This window comes from bacterium, assembly GCA_030247525.1.
In the GTDB taxonomy this organism is placed as follows: domain Bacteria; phylum Electryoneota; class JAOADG01; order JAOADG01; family JAOADG01; genus JAOTSC01.
Genome location: JAOTSC010000005.1, coordinates 1 through 23,665 on the forward strand (window position 1 = coordinate 1; position 23,665 = coordinate 23,665).

At 50.3% G+C, this 23,665-nt stretch carries 15 protein-coding genes; all 15 read left to right on the plus strand.

Annotation, left to right across the window (positions count from 1 at the left end; genetic code table 11):
- The first annotated feature begins 20 nt into the window (after positions 1–20).
- The 15 genes from OEM52_01070 to OEM52_01140 all read left to right on the plus strand — a co-directional run bounded on the left by OEM52_01070 (position 21) and on the right by OEM52_01140 (position 23,609).
- Positions 21–5,171 carry a tetratricopeptide repeat protein gene (locus OEM52_01070; protein ID MDK9698728.1) on the plus strand — a complete coding sequence of 1,717 codons (5,151 nt, stop codon included), beginning with the start codon at positions 21–23 and terminating at the stop codon, positions 5,169–5,171.
- An 88-nt stretch (positions 5,172–5,259) separates the two neighbouring features.
- Positions 5,260–5,553 (plus strand): hypothetical protein, encoded by a 294-nt coding sequence (locus OEM52_01075; GenBank protein ID MDK9698729.1) that lies wholly within the window; start codon positions 5,260–5,262, stop codon positions 5,551–5,553.
- A gap of 92 nt (positions 5,554–5,645) precedes the next feature.
- Entirely contained in the window at positions 5,646–6,299 is a 654-nt protein-coding gene (locus tag OEM52_01080; GenBank protein ID MDK9698730.1) for a MotA/TolQ/ExbB proton channel family protein, read from the plus strand.
- A 58-nt stretch (positions 6,300–6,357) separates the two neighbouring features.
- Positions 6,358–6,978, plus strand: a complete 621-nt coding sequence (locus tag OEM52_01085; GenBank protein MDK9698731.1) for a hypothetical protein — start codon at positions 6,358–6,360, stop codon at positions 6,976–6,978.
- Positions 6,979–6,996: 18 nt separating this feature from the next.
- Positions 6,997–7,497: a biopolymer transporter ExbD gene (locus tag OEM52_01090; GenBank protein ID MDK9698732.1), complete on the plus strand. Its 501-nt coding sequence runs from the start codon at positions 6,997–6,999 to the stop codon at positions 7,495–7,497.
- Positions 7,498–7,517: 20 nt separating this feature from the next.
- On the plus strand, positions 7,518–8,549 hold the full coding sequence (locus OEM52_01095) for an AgmX/PglI C-terminal domain-containing protein (protein MDK9698733.1): 1,032 nt from the start codon (positions 7,518–7,520) through the stop codon (positions 8,547–8,549).
- A 287-nt stretch (positions 8,550–8,836) separates the two neighbouring features.
- Positions 8,837–10,588: an aspartate--tRNA ligase gene (gene aspS / locus OEM52_01100; GenBank protein ID MDK9698734.1), complete on the plus strand. Its 1,752-nt coding sequence runs from the start codon at positions 8,837–8,839 to the stop codon at positions 10,586–10,588.
- 63 nt (positions 10,589–10,651) lie between these two features.
- Entirely contained in the window at positions 10,652–11,746 is a 1,095-nt protein-coding gene (locus tag OEM52_01105; protein ID MDK9698735.1) for a PhoH family protein, read from the plus strand.
- 19 nt (positions 11,747–11,765) lie between these two features.
- On the plus strand, positions 11,766–13,958 hold the full coding sequence (locus OEM52_01110) for an HDIG domain-containing protein (protein MDK9698736.1): 2,193 nt from the start codon (positions 11,766–11,768) through the stop codon (positions 13,956–13,958).
- Complete coding sequence (ybeY, locus tag OEM52_01115; protein ID MDK9698737.1) at positions 13,955–14,386, plus strand: rRNA maturation RNase YbeY; 432 nt, start codon at positions 13,955–13,957, stop codon at positions 14,384–14,386. Before OEM52_01110 ends, ybeY begins: the two co-directional genes overlap by 4 nt.
- A 3-nt stretch (positions 14,387–14,389) precedes the next feature.
- Positions 14,390–15,676, plus strand: a complete 1,287-nt coding sequence (locus OEM52_01120; GenBank protein MDK9698738.1) for a hemolysin family protein — start codon at positions 14,390–14,392, stop codon at positions 15,674–15,676.
- Positions 15,663–16,217 (plus strand): hypothetical protein, encoded by a 555-nt coding sequence (locus OEM52_01125; protein ID MDK9698739.1) that lies wholly within the window; start codon positions 15,663–15,665, stop codon positions 16,215–16,217. The genes OEM52_01120 and OEM52_01125 overlap by 14 nt, the downstream gene beginning before the upstream one ends.
- Before the next feature lie 278 nt (positions 16,218–16,495).
- A complete protein-coding gene (locus OEM52_01130; GenBank protein ID MDK9698740.1) occupies positions 16,496–18,031 on the plus strand; it encodes an Rne/Rng family ribonuclease in 1,536 nt (511 codons plus the stop codon).
- A 554-nt stretch (positions 18,032–18,585) separates the two neighbouring features.
- The gene (gene dnaA / locus OEM52_01135) at positions 18,586–20,010 is read left to right on the plus strand and encodes a chromosomal replication initiator protein DnaA (GenBank protein ID MDK9698741.1); all 1,425 of its coding nucleotides are present in this window, start codon (positions 18,586–18,588) and stop codon (positions 20,008–20,010) included.
- 443 nt (positions 20,011–20,453) lie between these two features.
- Positions 20,454–23,609, plus strand: coding sequence for a T9SS type A sorting domain-containing protein (locus OEM52_01140; protein ID MDK9698742.1), 3,156 nt, complete (start codon positions 20,454–20,456; stop codon positions 23,607–23,609).
- The last annotated feature ends 56 nt before the right edge of the window (positions 23,610–23,665 follow it).

Sequence of the window (23,665 nt, forward strand, 5' to 3'; positions counted from 1 at the left end):
TGCGAATAGCGGGCGCTCAATTGAACGACCCGAATACGCTTGCTGCACAGCGTCTGACCGATTTGCGCGACCGGCAAACCTCGTATGAACGCCGGATGAAAATGCTGCAGTGGTCTTCTTTGCCGGCGGAATCGCTCGTTGCGATGAAAGAGCAATTCGAGAAGGAAAAAGAGGAACTTGGAAAAGAGAATCAACGGTTGCGCGGGCAGTACGTCAGCAAACTGGAAGAATTTCTAAAAAGTTATAACACCGATCCCAAATTTGAAAAAGTTCGTGCCGCGATGAAGGGAAGCGATGAGTTAATTGCACAGGTAACGTTGCGACTCGCTGAACTTTATGCACTACAAGCCATCGACAACTACGGCGCCGACATGGAGCGCTGGAACACCGCCGGCAATATTGGTCCCGAACCGAAGTTGAACTACGGAAAGGCACAAAATTTATTTGCGAAAATTGTTGCCGATTATCCAAAAGCCACATGGGCATCCGACGCGTTGTATTCGTTAGCGTACATCAAATCGGAGCAGGCAACGCCGGAAGTGTATGTCGTCGACCCCAGTCGCGAAGCCGCCAAGCTCGACTACCTGAAATTGATCGAAGAGTATCCGGAAAGCCGTTACCGGGAAGAGTCGTACTTTGCGATGGGTTCGTATTGGTTCTCCTACCCGCCAAAGGGTGTTAAGATTACCGATCAACTTGATAGCGCAGAGTATTATTTCAAAGAAGTACTTAACAATCCGAAGTCGACCAAGTACGAACAAGCGCTGTATATGTTGGGCTGGATTTCCTTCCGTCGCCCCGATTATGGCAAAGCAGTCGAATACTTCGAGATGGCGATTAATTATCCGTATGATCATAAGATCGATCGCGAAGGTTCCAGTACCAGTATTACCACTGACGCAACCAATTACATTGCGACAATATTTGCCGAACCTGCCCGTATCTGGGATGGTTCGGGAGTTGCGAATGCATTGAAATATGTCGCCGCCGATTCTATTCGGGCGCAACGGTTTGGCGTTAAGATGCTGGAAATTTTGGGCGACCAGTTGGCGCGCAACTTAGCCCAGTTTGATTCCGCGGTCGTTGCCTGGCAAGGTGCGGTAGCTATCAGTCCATATCACGAACGCTCGCCATTCATTCAGCAAAAAGTAGTTGAATCGGCGTTCCGCGATTTGCGCAACATGCAACTGTGGTATGCGGAAGGAAATAAACTCTTTAACGATTACAAGACCGGCTCGCCGTGGTGGGATACTTCGCACAAAGCGAAAGTTCGGAAAGCGGTCAAGCAGATGGTGCGCGATACGTACCAGCAGGTCGCTTCCTTCGCAGTCAACCGGGCGATCAATAAAGAAAGCCCCGACTACGATCCTAAAGGCGCCGACGAAGCTGTTCGCGTTTGCAAGGAATTCATTAACGCTTTCCCGACCGATTCTGCCGCGTACGAGTGGAACTATCAGTTGGCGAATTTGCTGTCTCCGGGTTACTTGAATCGTCCCGAGGAAGCATTTGCGGAATATCAGAAAGTCGTTACTGCATATACGTTTGCTTCGTATCGAAAACCGGCAAGCGAGCAGATGTTGCTGGTCGCTGAAGAGTTGACCAACGAACAGGCGAAGACGACACCATATCCACAATTTGGCACAGACAGCACGACCGGTTTACCGACTGCGACACGCAGCGAACTAACCCAAGGTGAAACGATGATGATGGCGGCGGCGGAGAATTATGTAAAATTGTTCCCCGACGACGTAACGATTGCCCCGGCATATTTGTACAATGCCGGTCGCATTAATTATCAACGCGGGCGGATTCCGGAAGCTAACGACTACTTCGTACAAATCATTCAGAAGTATCAAACGACCAAGTATTACGAACCGGCGTATAAGAATTATGCGGAAGGTTACTTGGTTATGCGTGACTTTGCTGGTGCCGAGCGGGTTGCTACCGAAATCGAAGCGGCAAGCGTAAGCGATACCCTCAAGCAGTTTGCTAACGAACGAAAAGCAGCCGCGATATTCTCGAGTGCAACGACATTATCGTTGAATGCCGAGAAACCATCCGAAAGCGGCGAAGTAGTCGCGGTTGACAAGACAGCGCAATACGAAAAAGCCGGCGACGAGTATATGCGCGTCGCAATGATTCCGAACTTTAAGGATGCCGACCTTTCGTTGGAAAATGCCGCAGCGCAATATCGCAAAGCGAACAAGCTGGAGAAGGTGATTGAAGCGTATAATACGCTGGCAACTAAATTCCCCGGCTCGAAACGGGCACCACGCGCACTGTACAATGCTGGTTTGATTCAACAGACCGACTTGAAACGCCCAGCCGAAGCGGCGGCGACGTTTGACCGGTTGGTTTCGACATACCCGGCGAGCGAAGAATATGATGTGAAGCAAGCGACAATCAACGCCTCCTTTAATTATGAGCAGGCGCAGGATTATCGCAACGCGGTTCGGATTAATCAGTTGTTTGCCGAACGCTATCCAACCGATGAAAATGCAAATCAGTTGTTATTCAAGACGGCCGGCTTGTATCTCAAGATGGATGACGTTGCATCGGCAAATCGGATTTACGACGACTTTTCGCGGAAATTCCCGGACAGTCCGAATGCGGTGTTGGCGAACTTTGAGCGCGGCAAGTATGCACAGGATCGCAACGACTTAACGACCGCCCGCCAGCAATACCAAGCTGCGTATGACCGTCACATGGGGTTGATCCGGCAGGGTAAGAGCGGAAACGCGGAATATGCATCGAAAGCATTGGCACAGATTGTCGGTTGGGACTTGGAAACTTACAAAGCGATTCGCTATGCCGAACTGCCGCAATTCAAGGAAGGCGTGACCGCCCGGAAAGACAAGAAGATTCAGCGCCAAGAATTGTTTGACCGAATCAAGATTATCATTGAAATGGCACAAGCCGAGCAGTTCCAGGCGTTGCATTGGGCAGGCGAATTGGATGAAAATCTCGCCGAGACGCATTTGAATCAAAAACGTGAACCGACCAAAAAACCGGAAGAAGCGTTTAACAATCGTCAGAAGATAATCGACGAAGCGATTGCTATTTATCAATTATCAGTCGATGCCTATGCCAGCTCACTTGATCAATACAGTACTGCCGTCGGAGTCCTCGATAACCAACGAGCTGAGTTGGCGGGCAGCATAACGAAATTGCAAGAGTGGATCGATGTTAATGGCACAACTGCCGGCATCGTCGATTCAACCGTTATGCTCGATGCCCAAAAGAAGGCGCTCGACCGTGTGGAAACAGCGTTGAGTGAAGCGCGGAAGTGGCAGGCGATGGTGCGGGAGAAGGCTCCGGAAATGGCGTTCCGCAAAGCAACGTTGAAACAGGAATTAGTGTATGGCGCATTAGAGTTGCCGGATGCAGCTGTGCCGGGTATCAAAGACCCGCAAGTCGGGCGCAGTATTTATCGCCAGCAGGTTTTGCAGGGATTCGTCGGACAGTTTGCTTCGGAAGCGTTCCAAGCGTACATGGATGCAATCAAAGTTGCTCGTGAAGCCGGCTACGAAGAGAAATGGGCAGTACCGGCCCGTGCCGGCATGAAGACGACGATTGACACGTTACTGTATACAGCCGATGAATTGAATGAGCGCTGGTTTACGATTTACGAAAAGAATTCCAACGCTATTCAGGATTTATTGCCGAAGGGCGCTGGTGCGCGCGACAAGCAAAACCGCGAAGTGTACAAGATTTCTTCGGAGATGCAGTTAGCGGTGGAATATTACGCTGGTGAACTTGGTGTAACAACGGTGATGAATGCGATTTTGGGACGCTTACTGGAACAAATCGCAACGGATACCGTCGGACGAGCGTTGCAACAACCGGCAATTGATGCTGTAATCACTTGGTATTCCAAGCAAGCAGGTCTTGCCGAGAAGATGAAAAACGAAGCGGCGACGGCAGAAGCAACTGCGAAAGAGAAATTCCGGGAAACGTCACAGTACCAGTTTGAAGATGCCTACACCGGATATGAAAGCGTTCGTTTAACCTTCTCCGGTCAACAACGCGACCTCTTAGCGACGTCTTACGACTTCACCGAGAAATATGGCTTTAGCTCGTCGGCGATGGGAGTTATTCTCCAGAAGCTCGCCGAGCTCGATCCAGAAACTTATGGTGCCAAAGTTGGAATCCAGTTAACGGAAAACTGGATTGGCAGTGATGAGACCTGGATTTCCACTGACACCTATATTGAGGGGTATCCAGAAGCTGATCTCGACGTATCCAATTGGCGCTATGCTACCGCAAGCCAATTCACCGGAGTCGCTCTCGACAGCTTTATGAATGCGCAAGCCAAGCCAATCCACGGATTAAAAGCGGGTGAAACGGCATCGGCAGGTATGAAGCGTTGGTTCCGTAAACCGGTATGGATTACGGAACGCATCACTTCGGCTGAGATGCGCATCATCGGTGACGACAAAATATCGGTCTTCGTAAATAAGGAGTTTATTTACGAAACTCAAGAAGACACCGATTGGAAAGCAACCGTTCTACAGGATGTATCTTCGCAATTAAAGCCGGGGTACAATGTTATCGCGGTCGAATTAAGTGATGTCGATGGTTCAGGCGGTGGGTTCATCTTCGGTCTTAAGTATAAGACAGTACCCGGCTCGGTTTCTCCGATATTGCCGGAACCGCCGAATGCGGCGACGATGCGCAACATTGGTACCGGTGGCAGCATCACCGCACCGGCGCAAACCCCGGAAGTGAAGCCGGAAGAGACGCAACCGGCTCCTGTTGAGCAAGCGCCTGCGACACCGGTGGAACAACCAACGGAAACGCCGAGCGAGCAGCCAGTTGAGCAACAACCAACGGAAGTGCAACCGGAAACAACAGCGCCAGCACCAACGGAACAACCAGTAGCAGAACCGGTTACGGAACCAGTGCAGGAACCGGTCGTAGAACCGGCGCAACAGCCGGTGACAGAACCTGCAGCGGAACCTGTAACCGAACCGGTCGTGGAGCCAGTTTCCGAGCCTGTAACGGAACCAGTACAGGAACCAGTCGCAGAGCCGTTGCAACAGCCAGTTACTCAACCGGTCGTAGAACCAGTGCAACAGCCAGTAACCGAACCAGTGCCAGAGCCCGTGCAAGAACCGGTGGTTGAGCCGCAATCGACCCCGCCGGACACGACAAAACCGGCAGGCGAGTAATCGATTATTTTTGCAAGCCGAGTGGCTTGGTTTGACCGAGAGTAGCAGAATTTGTTGTTCTACACTCTTACCGAAAGAGGAGAGCGCTATGACAGGAACCCGGAGAATTGTTTTGGCGATTTTGCTGGCACTACCGTTGCTGGTATTTGCCCAGCAGACGATGACGCTCGAACAGGAGCGGGTGAAAGGGGAGCTCGATTTTCCGAACCTAACGATTTACGGCGGAAAACAATCGGCGCAATTTCCCTCGACAGCGCTTGATTTGAAGCCCGATGAGGTTTTGTCGCGTGTTCCCAAAGTCATGGTAACACCCGATCCAATTGAACGTGTTCAAATGGGTGGGCAGGAAGTTGTCGATCGCTCAAAAACGGTTGCAAAGTAACCAGCAACCGTCTATATTCGGTCAACTTATTTTAGTAGTTGTTTTATTCATTCGTATTTTTTAACGAGCTGTAAACCATCACGGAGGAAGTAATGGAAGGTTTCTTGGCAAAATTCTTTGAAGCCTATAACCTAGGGAACGACGGTAGCTTGTTCATGTGGTATATCGCATTAATGGGCGCATGGGGTATTGTAATTGCCATCGAACGGTTTTACGCCATTTGGGTAAAAGCAAACGTCAATGCCGAAATGTTCATGACGGAAATTCGCAAGCTTGTCATTGCTGGCGACTTAAAGAAGGCGGTTGCACTTTGCCGTTCAGGCAGGGATAAGGCTCTTCCGTTCGTGGTGGGAGCAATTTTAGAGCAAGCGGAAGCAAAGGGCAGCTATGACTTCCGTGCGATGCAGAATGCCGCCGACGAAGCAATGCTTGAGATGGCGCCGAAACTGAACAAGCGTACCGGCTTGTTACAAATGGTTTCCGGTGTATCCACTTTGCTTGGTCTAATCGGAACGATTTATGGTCTAATTCTCGCATTCCAAGCGGCAGCAGCGTCAGGTGCCGGCGGTGCGCAAGCGTTAACGACTGGTATTTCGGTCGCTATGTTAACCACCTATGCCGGTTTGTTGAACGCAATTCCGTTGTCGATTGCACAAGCATTGATTCAGAATAAGACGAACGGTATCATCGAATCGATCGATGAGCATTCCGTCAAGCTTATGAATATGCTTACCGCAGCGAAGTAGTTTGTTGTTTTTCGACGTGTCAGACTGTTGTTAACACAACAAATCATAGAGGTTTGCGATGGCATTTCATCCATCTAAGCGCGCGAAGTTTCGCGGCGGTGAGTATGCGGATCCCGATCTGTTACCACTGATGAACATTATGTTGATCTTGATTCCCCTCTTGATCAGTATAGTATCGTTCATCAAGTTTTCGCAGATCGATTATAATCCGAGCCCCGACATGGGCGGCGGCGCTGCCGATATGGGCAGTGGCGGCGGTGGATCCGGCGCCGACTTGCCGAAACTGAACATGCTTATCAACATCGTCGAAAGCGGATTCCAGATTTCGGTAAAAAATGCGTTGCCCGGGATGCCGGGGTATTATGATGTACCGAAACTCCCGAACGGTCAATACGATTTTGATGGATTGCAGAATCGTCTCAGTGAGATTCGGAAAACCATCATCGGCGAACCGACCAAAACGGAAGAGGTCATTGATCCAGTTTCGCGTAAGAAAGCCTATCGGTTAACCTTTGCGTTTGCCGATGCCCAACAGGTACGCGTTTCTGCTAAGGGTGATTTACCGTGGAAGGTTTGTACTCGTCTGCTTGATATGTTCCGTGTATATCCGGGCAGTAAGTTGCCGAATGGACAGCCGATGCCGCTGTTTTCGGAACCAGTTTTCGGTCAGATTCAGTAATCGCGAGGAGTTTGTAGAATGGCTTCCCCACCGACCAAACGAACAAAGAATCGGAAATCAAAATTCGATATGCCGCCATTGACGTCATTAATGGATGCAATCACCATTTTGACGTTCTTCCTGCTTACACAGATGTCGGCATCGACCGTCTTGAATCCGATTGTACCAAACATGGCGCTCTCGACTTCGCAAGTGGATGCAGAAAAAGGGATTCTGTTCGGATTGGATAAATACGGTTTCTATTACGACAAAGGAACCGGCGGATCCACCGATCAGCGTAAAGTCATTTTAGCTGACCCAGCGCAATTGATGTCTCCCGATGTTGACATCCCCAACTTCCGTGCGATGTTGGAAGAAGAGAAAGCGAAGTTTGAAACCCGAAGGATTCCGTTACCGAGCGTTACGGTAGAAATCGATTCGATGGTGGAATACAACTGGGTATTAAAAGTGATTAATACCGTCGGGTTGGCAGAGTACAGCAAAATGAATTTTGTCGTACTGAAAGCAGATAAGTTATAGGTTCGCGAAAGGGTATTGAAATGTCCGTGAATGCAATGGGATTCCCGCGCGAGCTTGAACATCAGCTATGGCGGGACACCGACAAAGAACTGATCGTCATCTCGATTGTTGCCTATGTTGTTACAATCGGGTTCTATGGCATCATGTCAGCTCTTGGTATGCAGTACACATTAGAGCATGCGCAAAAGAAACTTGACCAACTCTATCAAGTGAAACCAGCGGTTATTGCGCAGCGACAGGCAGCTCGCAAAGAGCAACCGAAGGAAGAGGGTAGGCAAGAAGAAACCGAGCGGACAAAGGAAATCGCTTCCCGCACAACGGAAAAGAAAGAGATGTCGGCAGCTGAACGGTCGGCGCGACGTCAGTCGGAAGCCGGTGCTCGTGAACGTTCCGCAGGAGCGGCCGTCGCGGCAGCACAGTCGGTTGGTATCTTCAAGCAAGCTGGCGTTAAGGGTGGTATTGGCGGCGGTGGACGCGGCGGCGGCGCAGTGGAAGGTCTTTCTACCGGTGCTGGTGCTGGCGTCGACGCTAATAAATTATCCGGTCTTGGCGTTTCCGGTTCTGATTTAGCAGGTGCGAAGAAACTTCGCGCCGGCGGTGCGTTAATCGAGGGTGGCGGTGGAACAGGTGGACGATTAAATCTATCGTCGATGAGTTCCGCTGACATTGAAAACTTGATCAAGCGCGCATCGGTGAAGGTAACGGGCGCACCGTCCTTATCCGGTTCGGAGAAGGCGAAAGGAGCTTCGGCTCGCAGCGCCGGTGCAATTTCCGGAAAAGTATCCGGCTATGGTGTGAATGTAAAAGCGTGTTACCAGCAGTTCCTCCGTCAGGATCCGAACTTGGCAGGTACGGTGCGCTTCGCGTTTACTATCAAGGCAAACGGAACAGTTTCCGGGGTGAAAATCACCGATAGCGATTGGACCGATACTGCACTCGGACGCCGTGTGGAAGGGTGTATCCGGGAACGTGTCCAAAGCTGGAAATTCGATCAAATCGAAGCCGCCAGCGGCGATTTGACAGTAAATTATTCCTACGTATTCTCACGGTAAGGGGGTAACGGAATTCCGAAAATGACGGAGGTCAGTTATTTCCAAAGATGGTAGACAGCTACTAAAGGGAACCGGAGAATACTTCGGTTCCCTTTGTTTGTTTAGGAATGATTTTGTGGTTGCGACATTCCTGTCGCGATTTGTAAAAGTCGAATTGCTTTTGATTTGAAGAAATTGTGGCGTATGCCTTCAAAGGATACCAGTCGGGTAGGGGCGGACTCCCATGTCCGCCCGCATGAAGATAAGTTTATAGGGCGTATACAATACGCCCCTACGAAAGTAAGAAAATGAGAACGATTTATTGCGGCGAATTGCGGAAAACGCACGCCGGACAAACGGTAACGGTATGCGGCTGGGTGTCGCGGGTCAGAAATCTTGGCGGCTTGCTGTTTGTCGATTTGCGTGACCGGGAAGGGATTGTCCAGCTTTCGTTTCCCAGCGGTTCGACTGCGGCGGAAACTGCGCAACAGCTCAGTCGAGAAGATGTCGTGAAAGCGACCGGTATGGTTTCGCTCCGACCGCAACCCAATGCGAAAATTCCGACCGGTGAAATTGAATTGACAGTAACCGAGTTGACAATCTTGTCGGAAGCGGCAACGCCACCTTATGAACTGGACGAGAAAAACGTCAGTGAAGATTTGCGTTTGAAGTATCGTTATTACGATCTCCGCCGACCGGAACTCGCTCGCAATTTACGGATTCGCGCGAAGACCGCCGCGGTCGTCCGGAAGTTCTATGACGAACTTGGTTTTGTCGAAGTGGAAACGCCGGTGCTGATGCGCTCGACGCCGGAAGGGGCACGGGACTATATCGTGCCGTCGCGCGTCCATCACGGCACTTTTTACGCATTGCCACAGTCGCCGCAACAGTATAAGCAACTGCTCATGGTGAGTGGACTCGACCGCTATTATCAAATCGTGAAGTGTTTCCGCGATGAGGATTTACGCGCCGACCGCCAACCGGAGTTTACGCAAGTCGACGTCGAGATGTCGTTCGTCGAACAAGAACATGTGATGAACACCGGTGAAGAGATGTTACGGCGGGTTTTGCGCGAAGTTGCCGAATATGAATTGCCAGCTGTGCCGCGGATGACGTATGCCGAAGCTATGAAGAAATACGGCAGTGACAAGCCGGATATTCGATTCGGATTAGAAATCCAAACGGTGACCGAACTCTTTGCCAATTGTGGATTTGGCGGGTTTGATAATGTAATTGCCAGTGGTGGTTGTATCGCTGGGATAAAGCTGCCGAATGCCGCAGGCGTATCGCGAAAAGTATTAGACGGTTGGCAAGAAGCGGCAAAGAAATTGGGGCTTGCCGGACTCGTCACGCTGAAGAAAACCGCCGAAGGATTGACGTTCTCGATTGGAAAATTTGTTACACCGGAAATAACGGAGAAAGTTGCGCAACATTTCCAGATTGCCGAAGGCGAGATGATCTGTTTTGCCGCAGCGCCTTCTGAGAAACTCTATCCGGCATTTGGCAATTTGCGATTGCAATGGGCACGGGAACTGAATGGTATACCGGCGAATTCATGGGCGGCGTTATGGGTGACCGGTTTCCCGTTACTCGAATGGGACGAAGAGGGACAACGCTTTTCGGCGATGCATCATCCGTTTACTTCGCCGGCCGATCCCGACGCATTTGTCAAGATTGTTAATTCCGGTGACCTCTCGGGTTTAGGCAAGATCAATGCGAAGGCGTACGACCTTGTATTGAATGGGAATGAGATTGGCGGCGGTTCGATCCGGAATCATCGTAACGATGTCCAGACCGCAATGTTCCGTGCGCTCAGCATGACCGAAGCGGAAGCGAAGGAAAAATTCGGATTTTTCCTCGAAGCATTAACCTATGGTACACCGCCCCATGGCGGCATCGCATTCGGTTTCGACCGGATGGTTGCCTTGTTGTGTGGAATCGATAATATCCGTGATGTCATCGCATTCCCGAAAACGACGACTGCTTCATCGCTCATGGATGGTTGTCCGGCGTCGGTCTCCGATGCGCAACTTAAGGAATTGGGCATCAGAGTCGTGTAACATGTGTTGTTAGGGTAGGGGCGGACTCCCATGTCCGCCCGTAAAAATTAGAATTTTAGGCGGATGACATACGCCCCTACTATAAGAGAAGAAAAAATCGCAACGAAGAAAACAGTAACTGAGAAACCGCGTGTCAAAACGACCCGGTGGGAGTTTGATTTAGGGGAAGCGGCCGGACTGGAGTTGTTCGGACCTAACGACGCACACCTCCGCTATCTCGCGAATTATTTCGTATCGGCATTGGCGGTACGAGGCGACAAGCTTGTCGTTACCGGCCCACAGCAAGAGCGCGAATTAATCGAAGCGGTTTTTCGCGATTTATTACATATCAAAAATGGTAAGAAAGACGCCGTCCGCGACAGCGACGTTCGCACGGCGGTAGCGCTCGCAACGGAGCGGCTGCGGAAGCGACCGCGCAGCGACGATTCCCATCATGTAAAATTCGAGGAGGCGACGCCGGAAAATGGCAACGTCGATTTGGTGCCAGTATCGCCGTTATTGCGAAAACCGGTTTCTCCCCGTACCGCGAATCAAGGGTTGTATCTCGAACTGATTCGGGAAAATCCGATCGTATTTGCGACCGGCCCAGCGGGTTCCGGTAAGACCTATCTCGCAGTCGCCGCGGCGGTTTCGGCGTTGTTGGAAGGGGAAATCGAACGCATCGTGCTGGTGCGTCCCGCCGTCGAAGCGGGGGAGCATTTAGGATTTCTCCCCGGCGATTTGAAGGAAAAAGTCGATCCATACTTTCGACCGATTTACGATGCGTTGATGGAGATGCTGCCGGCTGAAAAATTGAAGCGGTTTCTCTATAGCGGGATGATTGAGATCGCTCCGTTGGCATACATGCGCGGCAGAACGCTCAATAACGCCTTTGTGATTTTGGATGAAGCGCAAAATACAACCAGCGGCCAGATGAAAATGTTTTTGACCCGGATTGGGCGGCAATCGCGCGCCGTGATTACCGGCGACCTTTCCCAAATCGATCTTCCGAAAGGGGAACGTTCCGGATTGGAGGAAGCGCTCCAGATTTTGAATGGTGTCGATGGCATTGCGAAATTAGAGATGACGAGCAGCGATGTTGTGCGGCACGGTCTGGTCGTCGAAATCATTGCCGCTTATGAACGGTTGCAAAAACCGAAGTATCACCGGGCGAATTAGATTATTGTCCAACGGAACCATGGAATACTCTTGGCGAACAGTGTTTGGTAGTACTTGGCGGACGCAGGTTTTGCGGCTGCTACTCCTACTTATTGCTACCGTTCTACTGGTGGGGTTTCTACCGGGCCCTTTGGGGAATGAGTTTGCCGATTTGCGGGAAGGTGCGGTCGCACCGCGCGATGTCAACGCCCCATTTGATTTCGAGATATTGAAAGACCCCGACCGCTTGGCGCAAGAGCGGTTCGATGCCCGCCGCTCAGTTGCTCCGGTGGTGGAACTTAACGACACCCTCCTTGCTCGACTGAAACAACAATTTGCCGCACTACTCTCCCGCATCGATGCCGAACTGAACAAACCACAAACCCAACTCTCTACCGAACAGTTTATCTCGTCCCTTACCGAAACCGTCAATGCCGAATACGGTTTCTTTTTGCCGAAAGACGCTTGTTCCTGGATCATCGATACCTATTCGCAGGATCAACATGCGATAACCGATGCCTTTGCCCGCTGGCGCCGATTGCAGACTGCATTGTTCGCACAGGGGATACTCCGTGGCGAAACCGAGAAACTGGGATTAACTGTTACTGCGAAAGAAGGGATCAACACCAATCGCCGTGAAGTAGCCTCATTTATCCTCGAATCGGATTTACAGGAAGTTTTGCTGGCGAAACTACGCGAACAGGAGCCGTCGGAAGAGGCAATTCGTACCGGTTATGCGATGTTGCGACCGTTTTTGAGTGCGGATTGGATATCGAATGAAGCGGAAACTGAACGACTACGGGTTGCTGCCGCTGCCGGTATTCCATCGGCACAGGGAATAGTTCTGAAAGGGGAACGGATCATTGAGCGTGGCAAGCGTATCGATGATAAGCAACTCACGATATTAAACTCACTGCAAACGAAACGCGATGAGATGAGCGTTGCTCGTGGACCGCTGGGGATGATATTACCGAAAGTGGGTACGGCTTTAGCGGTGTTCCTGTTACTAACGCTTTGGATTCTTTTCCTTTTAGTGCTGCGGCCACAGCGGATGCGGCGGATATCCGATTTCGTTCTGGGGTTATTGTTGGTGGTGCTGCCGCTGCTGTTATTGACTTATGTGTTGCTCCCATCGGATTGGTCGTACCTCTATTTTCCTGCCGGTGCGTTCCTCATGACGATTGCAATTCTCTACGATACCGAAATCGCATTAATCGCAACGGTTGCGTTGACGGGATTAGCTGGATTGTTAAGTGAAGGTCGCATCTCGTTGGTTCTATACACGGCTCTCTCCAGTACGACAGCGTTAGTAATTGTCGGCAGGGTGAGTATGCGGGGTCACCTCTTTCGCGCCACCCCAGTGATTTTTGCTGTGGCGGTGATGGTTGTATCGGCTCGCGCCGCGTTTGAACTGATGTGGTCGATTGAAACGACATTCGATCTGATAGCGGGAGCGGTCGCCGCGGTGGCGAGTCCGTTGGTGGTGTTTGGTTTGGTATTCCTCGCGGAGAAGATGTTTCGTGTCCACACCGATTTAACTTATCTCGAGCTTGCCGACTTCAATCGTCCAGTTTTAAGAAAACTGGCATTTGAAGCGCCGGGGACCTTTCATCACTCGATTTTGGTGGGGGCTTTGGCGGAAGCGGCTGCCCGTTCGATTGGTGCAAATCCTATTCTGGCAAGGTGTGCGGCTTATTATCACGACATCGGAAAACTTGAACAACGCGATTATTTTATCGAAAACCAGTCCGATCAACGCAATCCCCACGAAGAGTTAGCGCCGGAAGTGTCCGCCGATATCCTGCGCAAGCACGTATCGAAGGGTATTGAGATGGCACGTTCGATTGGATTACCGGAAGAAATTGTGGCGGCAATTCCGGAACATCACGGGACAATGGTGATGCGTTTTTTTCTTCATCGGGCAGAACAGGAGCGCGGAACCGTTGCCGATAGTATATTCCGGTATTCCGGTCCACGCCCCCGCAGTAAAGAAACGGCGTTACTGATGTTGGCAGATGGTTGTGAAGCGGTGAGTCGGACGCTGAAGAACTCGACACCGGACGAATTGCGACAAGCGGTACATCAAATTGTGAAAGACCGGGTCGCCGATGGACAACTCGATCACGCTCCGGTAAGCTTTATCGACTTGCGTCGTACCGAAACCGCCTTTGTGAAAGTACTCGACGGTGTTTTGCATAAACGGATCACCTATCCGCAAGCGAAAGCATTATGATTGAAATCGAAAACGAACATCCGAAACTCCGGGCGAACCGGGTTGCACTTAAGAAATTGCTGCGCGATACCATTCTGCGCGAGCAAAAGCAAGCGGGAAGTATTACGTTACTCATGGTGACTGACCGGAAGTTGGCAAAATTGCATAAAGAATTTTTGCAAGACCCCTCGCGTACCGATGTTATGACCTTCGATTTATCGATCACGAAGGCGGAAATTGCGGGGGACATCGTAGTATCGCTTGACCGGGCGTTTGAACAAGCGCAGGAGTTTGGCGTTACTTTGTTACAAGAAACCGGCCGGCTGGCGGTTCACGGCATTCTTCACCTTTGCGGGATGTCCGATCGAACTCCGGCGCTGCGCAAGAAAATGAATGCCCGGGAAACCTGGCACTTGCAGCAGTCGGGCTGGATAATGGAGAACCAATAAGCAATGGACGTTGCGAGTTATATCGTATTAACACCGATACTGTTTGCTTTTGCCTTTCTTTGTACCGCTGCCGAAGTTGCATTTTTTGCACTCGAACGCGATGAAATCGAACGAATCAAAAAAACCGGAGGTGGCGCCTCCGAACGAATCCTTTTTCTCTTGGATCAACCGCGGGAACTGTTGTTAACAACTGTTTTCGGACAAGTTTTGGCGATTATCGGTTTGACCGGTTGCACGATGGGATTGGCAAACTCCTTTGCTGAGGCATCAAATACCAGTCTTTTTTATACCGGTATCGTCAGCTTAGTTCTTTTAGCTGTGATCTATTTATTATTAGGAGTACTGATTCCCCGGTTGATGGCAACGGGTAATCCAGAACGAACACTTCGAACAGTGGCGCTTCCGTTAAAACTAATCTATTACGTTTTAATGCCAGTTACTGCGCCGTTTGCATTGTTGTCGCGGGGTATCGCCCGTATTCTGGGTATCGAACGGGAACGTCCGGCGATGTCCGACAGCCAGTTAAATGCTTTAATCGAAATCGATGAAGAGCATGGCGAAATCAACGAATCCGAACGGGAAATGATTAAGGCGGTAATCGAGTTTCGCGATACCGCTGCCCGTGAAATTATGGTTCCCCGGATCGATGTCGTCGCATTAAGCGTTGATTTACCCATTGAGGCAGCAATCCGCAAAGTTCGGGAGTCAGGACATAGTCGTATTCCCATCTTCGATGGAACAATCGATAAAATTCTTGGAATTCTATACGCGAAGGACATGTTAGGAACAACCCCGCCGGGTACCACATTACGGAATTTAGCTCGTCCGGTGTATTATGTTCCTGAGAATAAACATGTCGACGAGTTGTTAAAAGAGTTTCAGCATCGCCGGTTGCACCTTGCAGTTGTCGTCGATGAATATGGCGGGACGGCAGGTGTTGTGACTTTGGAAGACATTCTGGAAGAAATAATCGGAGAAATTCAGGACGAATACGATAAAGAAGCGGTAGCTTTGCAACGCCTCGGCGAGGATAGTTGGTTGGCAGAGGGACGTTGCCAAGTATTCGATATTAACGAACAATTGGGAGATACTGCCGTACCGGAAGGGGAAGATTACGATACATTGGGCGGTTTCTTGTATGCGGTCGCCGGTCGGGTTCCCGATCCCGGTGAAACCTTCCGGCAGGGTAACTGGTCGTACACGGTTGAAAAACGCGCCGGCAACCGGATCGTAGCGGTTCGCCTGCAGCGCGATGATTCACCGGTCGAGGAAGCGTATGTCGGTCATTAGCGATTTTTGGCATCGAATGGGATATCAAATCCTGTCGCGCCGTTATCGAGCCCTCTGGAAATCGGAGGAGCTGGTTCGCTATCGGGGAGGAATCCTTCCCCAAAAAGTTTTGGTGTGCTTTCCCCCCTTGAATGGCCCAATTCAGGAAGCAGTTCGTGCAATTCAATGGCTTCCAAGCTTTTTCTCGGACGCGGAATTTCGTATAGTGCATTATGACGAAGTGTCAGGCAGTATTCCGATCGGTTTCCGGTCGTGGGGGGTGCTTGGTAAACAGCACTTTAACACTTTTGGGTTACCGAAACGCACATTTCTCGATGAAATTCGCAGTTGGCAAGCCGATTTGGTGATTGATTTATCCGATCCTGCCAATGAAGTCACCGATTTGATTTGTGCGAATGCCGGTTGTAAGTGGCACGCTGCCTTGGGCAATTCCGAATCGCAGCGGTTCCAATCTTCGGCAAATATTTTAATCGTTCCCCGCGGCGGCGCTTCGCGACAAGAGCGATATGGAACGTTGTTACGCTATTTAGCGCCTAAGTAGTAAGATCGGTTCGTCGAAACGAACATAAATCGTTTTTATTGTGACGCCTGTTCGACATTTTCTGGTGGAATGGGATGGGTAAATAGTGAAGCCGAATGGCTTCGGAGATCACTTTCGGATGTTACTGAGCTGGTTACGCACGATTCTTGCGCTTCCTTTGCTCCTGCTGATAGGCGGGGGAGCGATAGCTTTTGCCAGCAAGTGCACCGGAAATACGGGAAGGATAAGGCACCGCGCGCGATGGCGCCGGGAAGCGAACCCTCCCCGGAGCTTTGAGAATGAAAAAGGAAATTATTATCAACTCCTCTTCCAGCGAGACCCGGATCGCCCTCCTGGAAGACGAAATTCTGGTCGAGTTGTTTGTCGAGCGGCCGGAAAACGAGCGGACAGTAGGCGACATCTACATGGGGAAAGTCCGCAAAGTCCTCGAAGGGATGCGCGCAGCGTTTGTCGATATTGGCTGGAGTCAGGATGCCTTTCTCCACTTTTCCGATATCGGATCCGGTGCGCTTTCGCTGGATAACCTATCGGGACAACTGTCCGAAGAAGATATCGAAGTCGATGACCGTGGCCGCGCCGAGCGTGCAAAACTCTCGGTCGGTGAAAATATCCTCGTCCAAATCATCAAAGAACCTATCGGTACGAAAGGTCCTCGCATCACGAGTCAGCTCGCGTTGCCCGGTCGATTTTGTGTATTGATGCCGGGGGAAAAAGCGGTTGGGGTGTCGCGACGAGTTGCCGATTTCCGGGAACGACGACGGCTTAAGCAAATCGCTGCCGAAATGCGTCCCGAAGGTTGCGGCTTGATTATGCGAACAGTAGCCGAGAACCGCGAAGACGATGCCATCCGGCAAGATGTAATGCAGCTTCACAACTTCTGGCGGCAGATCGAGAACAAGTCGCATACTGTTCCGGTGCCCAGTCTCATCTATAAAGATGTTTCGTTGGCCAGTTCGATAATTCGCGATTTATTTACCAGCGATATCGATCATTTAGTGGTTGATACCAAACCGCTCTACCGAGAAATCGAAGATTACCTCAAGAATGTCGCACCCAATCTACTTGACCGGTTGACGCTCTATACCGGGCAGGCGCCGGTATTCGATTATTACCGGATTGAAACCGAAATTGAAAAATCGGTATCGCGAAAAGTGTGGCTTAAGGGCGGCGGATACATTATTATCGACCATACCGAAGCTTTGGTCACAATCGATGTAAATAGTGGCAGATTTGTCGGGAAGAAGAACCACGAGGAAAACTCATCGCAGGTGAACGTGGCGGCGGCGCGGGAAGTCTGCCGTCAGCTACGGTTGCGCGACATTGGCGGTATCATCGTCGTCGACTTCATCGATATGTGGGAAGATCGAAACCGGAAACGGGTCGAAGACGAAATGCGGCGGGAATTGAAAAAGGATCGTGCAAAAACCGACGTCGCTCCGATCAGTCAATTCGGTTTATTGGAAATGACCCGGCAACGGATCAAGCCGTCGTTGTTATACACGTTTAACTCGCCCTGTCCGACTTGCAGTGGTACCGGGCTGGTTGCGTCAAGGGAAACGGTTATGACGGCGCTGGAACGCTGGGTAAAGCGATTCCGGTTGGCGACGCGCGAACGTCGCCTCCGCATCACAGTCCATCCCGATATCTACGGTTATTGCACCGGCGGTCTCAAGAGCCGGATTAATCAATTGATGTGGCGGCACCGGTTACTCATTACGATGGTAGCTGACTCATCCTTTAAGGTAGATAACTTTACCGTCTGGAGTTTCCGACAGAAGCGAGACATCACTACGGATTACTCGCAAGGAGGATGAGTTTTTCAGTTTTAGGGGTCACGCATACTTTTCTGCGGTTTGAGATTTGAACCGGCTGAGAGATTGTCAAGTAAGAAACTGAATGCAATCATGCGTTGCGAAATGGTAGTTTCAACAAACGCCCCCCATCCAAATGCATAGAGCCAGTAGACAGTAATAATGCTATTGTCAATATTGTTGTTATATCTCTTGTATTAATAATAATATGTATATCCTATTGGTTTTAAATGGGTTGTATGTTTTGACGTTGGTTTCTCGCCGAGTTCGCTCTCCGAGAAGGGGGATAAAACCCTCCTGTGGATAATTATATCCTGTTATTATTTAAATACTTGTCTGGTTGTGACCCTTTCAGGGTCTGATGTGTGCAAGGGTAAACAGACGTAACATCTTGCCAACTACCGGAACGAGCCTTATGTTGACTGTACCCCTAAGGGGTTTGTCAGTTCAGTGAACCGCCCTCCTGCCTCCTCGGGAGGGCGGTTCTTTCGGTTACCGATTTCGACAACCGACCGTATCCTGTAGAAACCTGATCCAATCCGGACATTTTCCAAACCATGACGTTTCAAGACACTGACAAAGCAACCTCCGACCTCGATAACCTCTGGAAGCGATTTTGTAATGAGCTTACCATTCGGATCGGAGACGATCCAGTGCGGACATGGTTTCATTCTTTGCGTCCGATTCGACTCGACCCGGTACGTGAGCAATTTGTCATTGCCGTCCCTGGCGCATTTCACTTGGAATGGCTACAATCGCATTATGTCGAACCGGTGACAGAATGTGCGCAACGGGTATTAGGCAATGGTTTTGCGACCGTGTTCGAAGTAGGCAGTGGCGACTGGCATAAATCCAATTCCCCCGAGCTAACTGAAGCAAAACGCAACTCTGAGCCAACGATTTCGGCCATTACAGCAAAACCACCGGTGAAACGAGCAACGGTACAATCGCTCAAGATCGATCCCGATTTTTGTTTTGAAACCTTTGTTGCTGGCGAGGAAAACCGGCTGCCGCGCTCGGCAGCGATGGCGGTAGCGCAATCGCCGGGAGGAAATCGTTTCAATCCACTGCTGATACACGGCGGTGTCGGATTAGGAAAGACGCATCTGCTTCATGCGATTGCGAATCTCAGCATGCAGACGATGGAAAATTGTCATCCGGTACTGACTAACGCCGAGCAATTCACTTCCGATTTTATTCGTGCGGTTCAACACGATAAAAAATTAGACTTCGCCGATCAGTATGGCGACTCTGATATTTTGTTAGTAGACGATGTCCAATTCTTCATGGGGCGCGAACAAACCCAGCGACAGTTTTTCCACACCTTCAATACGCTCATCAATGCCGGCAAGCAAATCGTCATGACTTCGGATCGCACTCCGAAAGAGTTGGACGGTCTCGAAGAACGGTTGCGCAGCCGTTTCTCGCAAGGCTTGGTGGTGGAAGTGATGCCGCCGGAATACGAAACCCGGGTCGCGATTTTACGGGTATGGGCAGAACGCGACGGTGTAAAACTGCCGGTTGAAGTCGAAGATTTTTTGGCGGCTCATATCACTTCCAATGTTCGAAATTTGCGCGGCGCTGTTATCCGATTATTGGCAATCGCATCGCTCGAAATGAGCGAGTTGTCGGTTGCCGTTGCGCGTAGAACCCTTCACGATTTACTCTCGAAACCCCAAATCGCAGTTACTGTGGATCGCATCATTGAAATCGTCAGCCGATACTACCGGCTTGCGCCGGAGTTGTTTTCCTCGAAATCGCGGAAGCAACCGTTGGCGGAAGCCCGGATGATTGTAATGGCATTGAGTTGCGAACTTACTGGACTGTCGCTCGCCGCAATCGGAGCCCGATTAGGCGGACGCGATCACACCACAATTCTCCATGGCAGGGAAACAATCCGCGAAAAAGCGGAGCACGACCCCGAGTTTAATCGACTCTTAGAGCAGTTTAAACGCGAAGCCGAACACGGAATTACCATATAATCGGTTATAGAACTCAATTACCCTGATATGTAGTTTTCGTAGCTCAAGTGAATAACAAGAGTCGTGCGTTTTAGTGCGTACGAAGTGGTTTAGATGTATTATGCCTATTATCAAATCACTTTTGTGTTGCGATGTTATGTCCGTCACATTGAGTTATAAGTACCAGTACTCACCTATCGTTTTCCAGAATATTATTCCTTGATTCTGGTGAAGTAAGTTCGTATAATTTGAGAGATGATTTGAAGAATTTAGGAAGCAAACGGCCTGCGGCTTCGTTTTGTTTGAAGTCGTGTGTGCCACATCACTATCGCACGATCAAACCTCTTGCCTGGATGTTATTTTTTGGCAGAGGAAGTTATTACTATTATGAGAACGCTTTAATACTTTAATACAGAATAGCAACGAGACAACTCGCTGTGGGGAAGCTTTCTTTGGAGGTTGGAATGAAATTTGGAATGAGCAAGTTATACGCAATGAGTATCGCAACGATGCTGATACTTTTTGTTGTGCCATTAGCATTTGGAGTCTCGGTTACTCAGATCGGTTATTCCGCGAGTACCGGCGCTTCCGATGTTACCGTGGATCGCGGCGACACCGTTTTCGTGAAAATGACACTGGACTTAACTGGTCGACGTTTCAAGGATGTCTGCGATTACGACAACAATGTCGGCTCAATTACGTTATTGGGTTATGATGAATCGGACAACTTGGATTTTAACGATCCGGTTTCGTTTACACTGACCAGTCCTGGAACTACCCCATCGACTTCGACCAATGTGCAGGGGTATTTTGTTGTCCCCTCCAACTGGTCTGGTACAACCACCCGTTTGGACATGATTGTTACGATTCGTACTTATCCTGCGATTGGTACTGCTTCACAGTACACCAATGGCTATGTATCCTATTACGATTTAACCGGATTGGATGCCACGATTGTAACAGTGAACAGTGCGTTTGGCGCGACCTATGACAACCTCCGCATGACTTTGAACGCCGACGTTACGCAAGCCCCAACATTAACGACACCATCGGGCAGCTATCAGGGTGGCCGCGATAACTCGACGATCAAAGTGAAATTTACGATTCCCGAAGCGGCAACTGCCAGTTCAATGAAGCTGTATATAAAAACCGGCGGCGGCAGCACTGTACAGACGATTACTTTCTCGAATACTACTGCAGCAACCTACAGTGGAACATTACAGTATAGTGGCGGTACATTCTCCGTGGTCGCAGCGAGTAACGACGGCGGCACGACATTACCGACAATCGATTCGCAGACCAATACGACCGCGCTTGCGAATGGAACCACCTACAATGTGATAATCGGTTATCAGGATGCCGCAGGCCATGACGAAGCAACGGCAAACTATGCAAGCTTTGTCTATGATACCGGCACCCAGTCGACGACATGGACAGCCCCGACCAGTGGACAAGCAATCACATTGAATGGTTCACCGGACAACTTCAACTTCCAGTGGACGAATGCTGAAGTCTATAACAGCTTGGTGTTATCGTTCATCAACGCGAGTGATTTGAATTCACCGCACGAATTGACGTTAGCAAGCTCATTTTTTACTTCCGGCGCAAAAAATGTGACAGTTGATTTAAGCAATATCACATCCGATGCGAATTTCACTTACAACAATCCGGATGGTACTGCACTCGAGCTCGGGTTGACCTATACTTGCCGTATTGCGGCAATTGACTTACCGATTAACTCGGCGATTAATTCCAATACGTCGTTTAGCACTACCGACGGAGCGACAACGGCACCGACGTTAACGACCCCGGCGAACAGCAGTCGCGATAATGCGACATTATCGTTAGCATACACTTTAAACGAACAAGCGTATGATGCATCGGTGAAACTGCGTTGGTTCCCAGCAGGCGGTCCGTACACCTCCGACGATGTGTTGCGCACCTGGACGATGACTTCGGAACAGTCCGGCGCTCATACTGGCTCGGTTACATTAACCAATGGCTTAGTTAGCACCGGTGGCGGTAGCAATAGCGACTTTGGTGTTAATGTCGCAAGTGATTCGGGCGTAACGGCAATTACCGCAGGGACCTACGACCTCCGTCTCGATATGCGGGATGCCGATCAAAACCCGGTTGCCAGCTCGACGATTCGCACAAGCTTTACGATGGACACGCAAACTTCCGCGCCGGCGATTACCTCGCCTGCCAGCAACACTAGCGGTACCTCGTTGGTGTTAGTGTATAACCAACCGGAAGCGGCGACAGCAACGACCAAGACGGTCTCGTTTACCCGTACCGGCGGTTCTGCCGATGGTAACTCACACGTTTTGGTGTTTACCGCAGGCAACTTAGCCAGTGGTAATGGACAAACTCATACGTTCTCTGGCAGCGACCTTGACGGCAATGCGACGGTCGTTACTTTACAGGGTGGCAGCACCAATTCATTAGTGAATGGCGCATACTACACTGTAACCCTCTCCTATCAGGACGATCTCGGTAATACCGCGGCATCCACCACGATTACAAACTGGATGTACACGACTTCTGTCAATAATGCAAACGTTGCGGGAACGGCTTACCCGGGTTATTTGGCTCAGTTCCCGGAGAACTTATCGAATAAGCGTATTTACCGGGTGTCGATGTATACGAACTCCGGAACCAATACATTAACTTCGGTGACCTTTACGATTGGCGGCTCGGCGAACTCAAGTGACTTTGCAGCGGGCGGCTTCAAGTTGTGGTATTCGGCAAATGCAAATGCGGCAACCTTCCCGGCGGACGGCGCTCAAATCGGTAGCGGTCAAAGCTATGGTAATTCGGTAACGTTCAGTGGGTTATCTCAGCAGGTTACAACATCGACCAGTTACATCTATTTAACGGTGTCGCTGTCGAGTAACGTTGATGATACACACAACATCACTTCGACGGTGAATGCTGCAAGCGATATCACGTTTGCATCGGGCACTGCCGCGGGTAGTTTCCCATTGGAGCAAGGCGATAACTTGTTACCGGTCGAGCTTTCGCAATTCGATGCGTCGTCGCGTAACGGTTCGGTTCACCTGCAATGGGTAACAGAATCCGAAGTTAACAATGCCGGCTTTGAAGTGTTGCGTAAGTTGGATGGCGCGACCGATTACAGCGTAGTTGCAAGCTATAGCAGCGCAACTGAATTACGCAGCCAAACCGAAAATGGCACCTCATCTGATCGTCATAACTATTCCTTCGTCGATAACACCGTGGTACCGGGCAGTGCTTATACTTATGCACTACGCTCGATCGACCTCGACGGCGTTGGCGAAATGATGTCGATGACGGTGAACGTAACCGTATCGCAGTTACCGACTGAATTTGCATTGCTGCAGAATTATCCCAACCCGTTCAACAATAGCACAACCGTACGGTTTGCATTGCCGAATTCGGCGAAGATGACGTTGGCAGTCTATGACATCACTGGTCGCGAAGTGATTCGTTTAATCGATGGCGATATCCCGGCAGGCAGCCATGCCGTTAATTGGAATGGCAAGAATGCATCCGGTACTGCATTATCGTCGGGTACCTACTTCATGCAAATGAAGGCCGGCAACTTCAAATCAACCCGGAAGATTGCCTTACTGAAGTAACAAGCAAGTGATACAAGAAGGGGTGGCCGAACAACGGTCACCCCTTTTTTTCTTGG

Coding starts and splice junctions, on each gene's coding strand:
- OEM52_01075 (MDK9698729.1), top strand. CDS start 5,260: ATGACAGGAACCCGGAGAATTGTTTTGGCGATTTTGCTGGCACTACCG.
- OEM52_01080 (MDK9698730.1), top strand. CDS start 5,646: ATGGAAGGTTTCTTGGCAAAATTCTTTGAAGCCTATAACCTAGGGAAC.
- OEM52_01085 (MDK9698731.1), top strand. CDS start 6,358: ATGGCATTTCATCCATCTAAGCGCGCGAAGTTTCGCGGCGGTGAGTAT.
- OEM52_01090 (MDK9698732.1), top strand. CDS start 6,997: ATGGCTTCCCCACCGACCAAACGAACAAAGAATCGGAAATCAAAATTC.
- OEM52_01095 (MDK9698733.1), top strand. CDS start 7,518: ATGTCCGTGAATGCAATGGGATTCCCGCGCGAGCTTGAACATCAGCTA.
- aspS (MDK9698734.1), top strand. CDS start 8,837: ATGAGAACGATTTATTGCGGCGAATTGCGGAAAACGCACGCCGGACAA.
- OEM52_01105 (MDK9698735.1), top strand. CDS start 10,652: ATGACATACGCCCCTACTATAAGAGAAGAAAAAATCGCAACGAAGAAA.
- OEM52_01110 (MDK9698736.1), top strand. CDS start 11,766: ATGGAATACTCTTGGCGAACAGTGTTTGGTAGTACTTGGCGGACGCAG.
- ybeY (MDK9698737.1), top strand. CDS start 13,955: ATGATTGAAATCGAAAACGAACATCCGAAACTCCGGGCGAACCGGGTT.
- OEM52_01120 (MDK9698738.1), top strand. CDS start 14,390: ATGGACGTTGCGAGTTATATCGTATTAACACCGATACTGTTTGCTTTT.
- OEM52_01125 (MDK9698739.1), top strand. CDS start 15,663: ATGTCGGTCATTAGCGATTTTTGGCATCGAATGGGATATCAAATCCTG.
- OEM52_01130 (MDK9698740.1), top strand. CDS start 16,496: ATGAAAAAGGAAATTATTATCAACTCCTCTTCCAGCGAGACCCGGATC.
- dnaA (MDK9698741.1), top strand. CDS start 18,586: ATGACGTTTCAAGACACTGACAAAGCAACCTCCGACCTCGATAACCTC.
- OEM52_01140 (MDK9698742.1), top strand. CDS start 20,454: ATGAAATTTGGAATGAGCAAGTTATACGCAATGAGTATCGCAACGATG.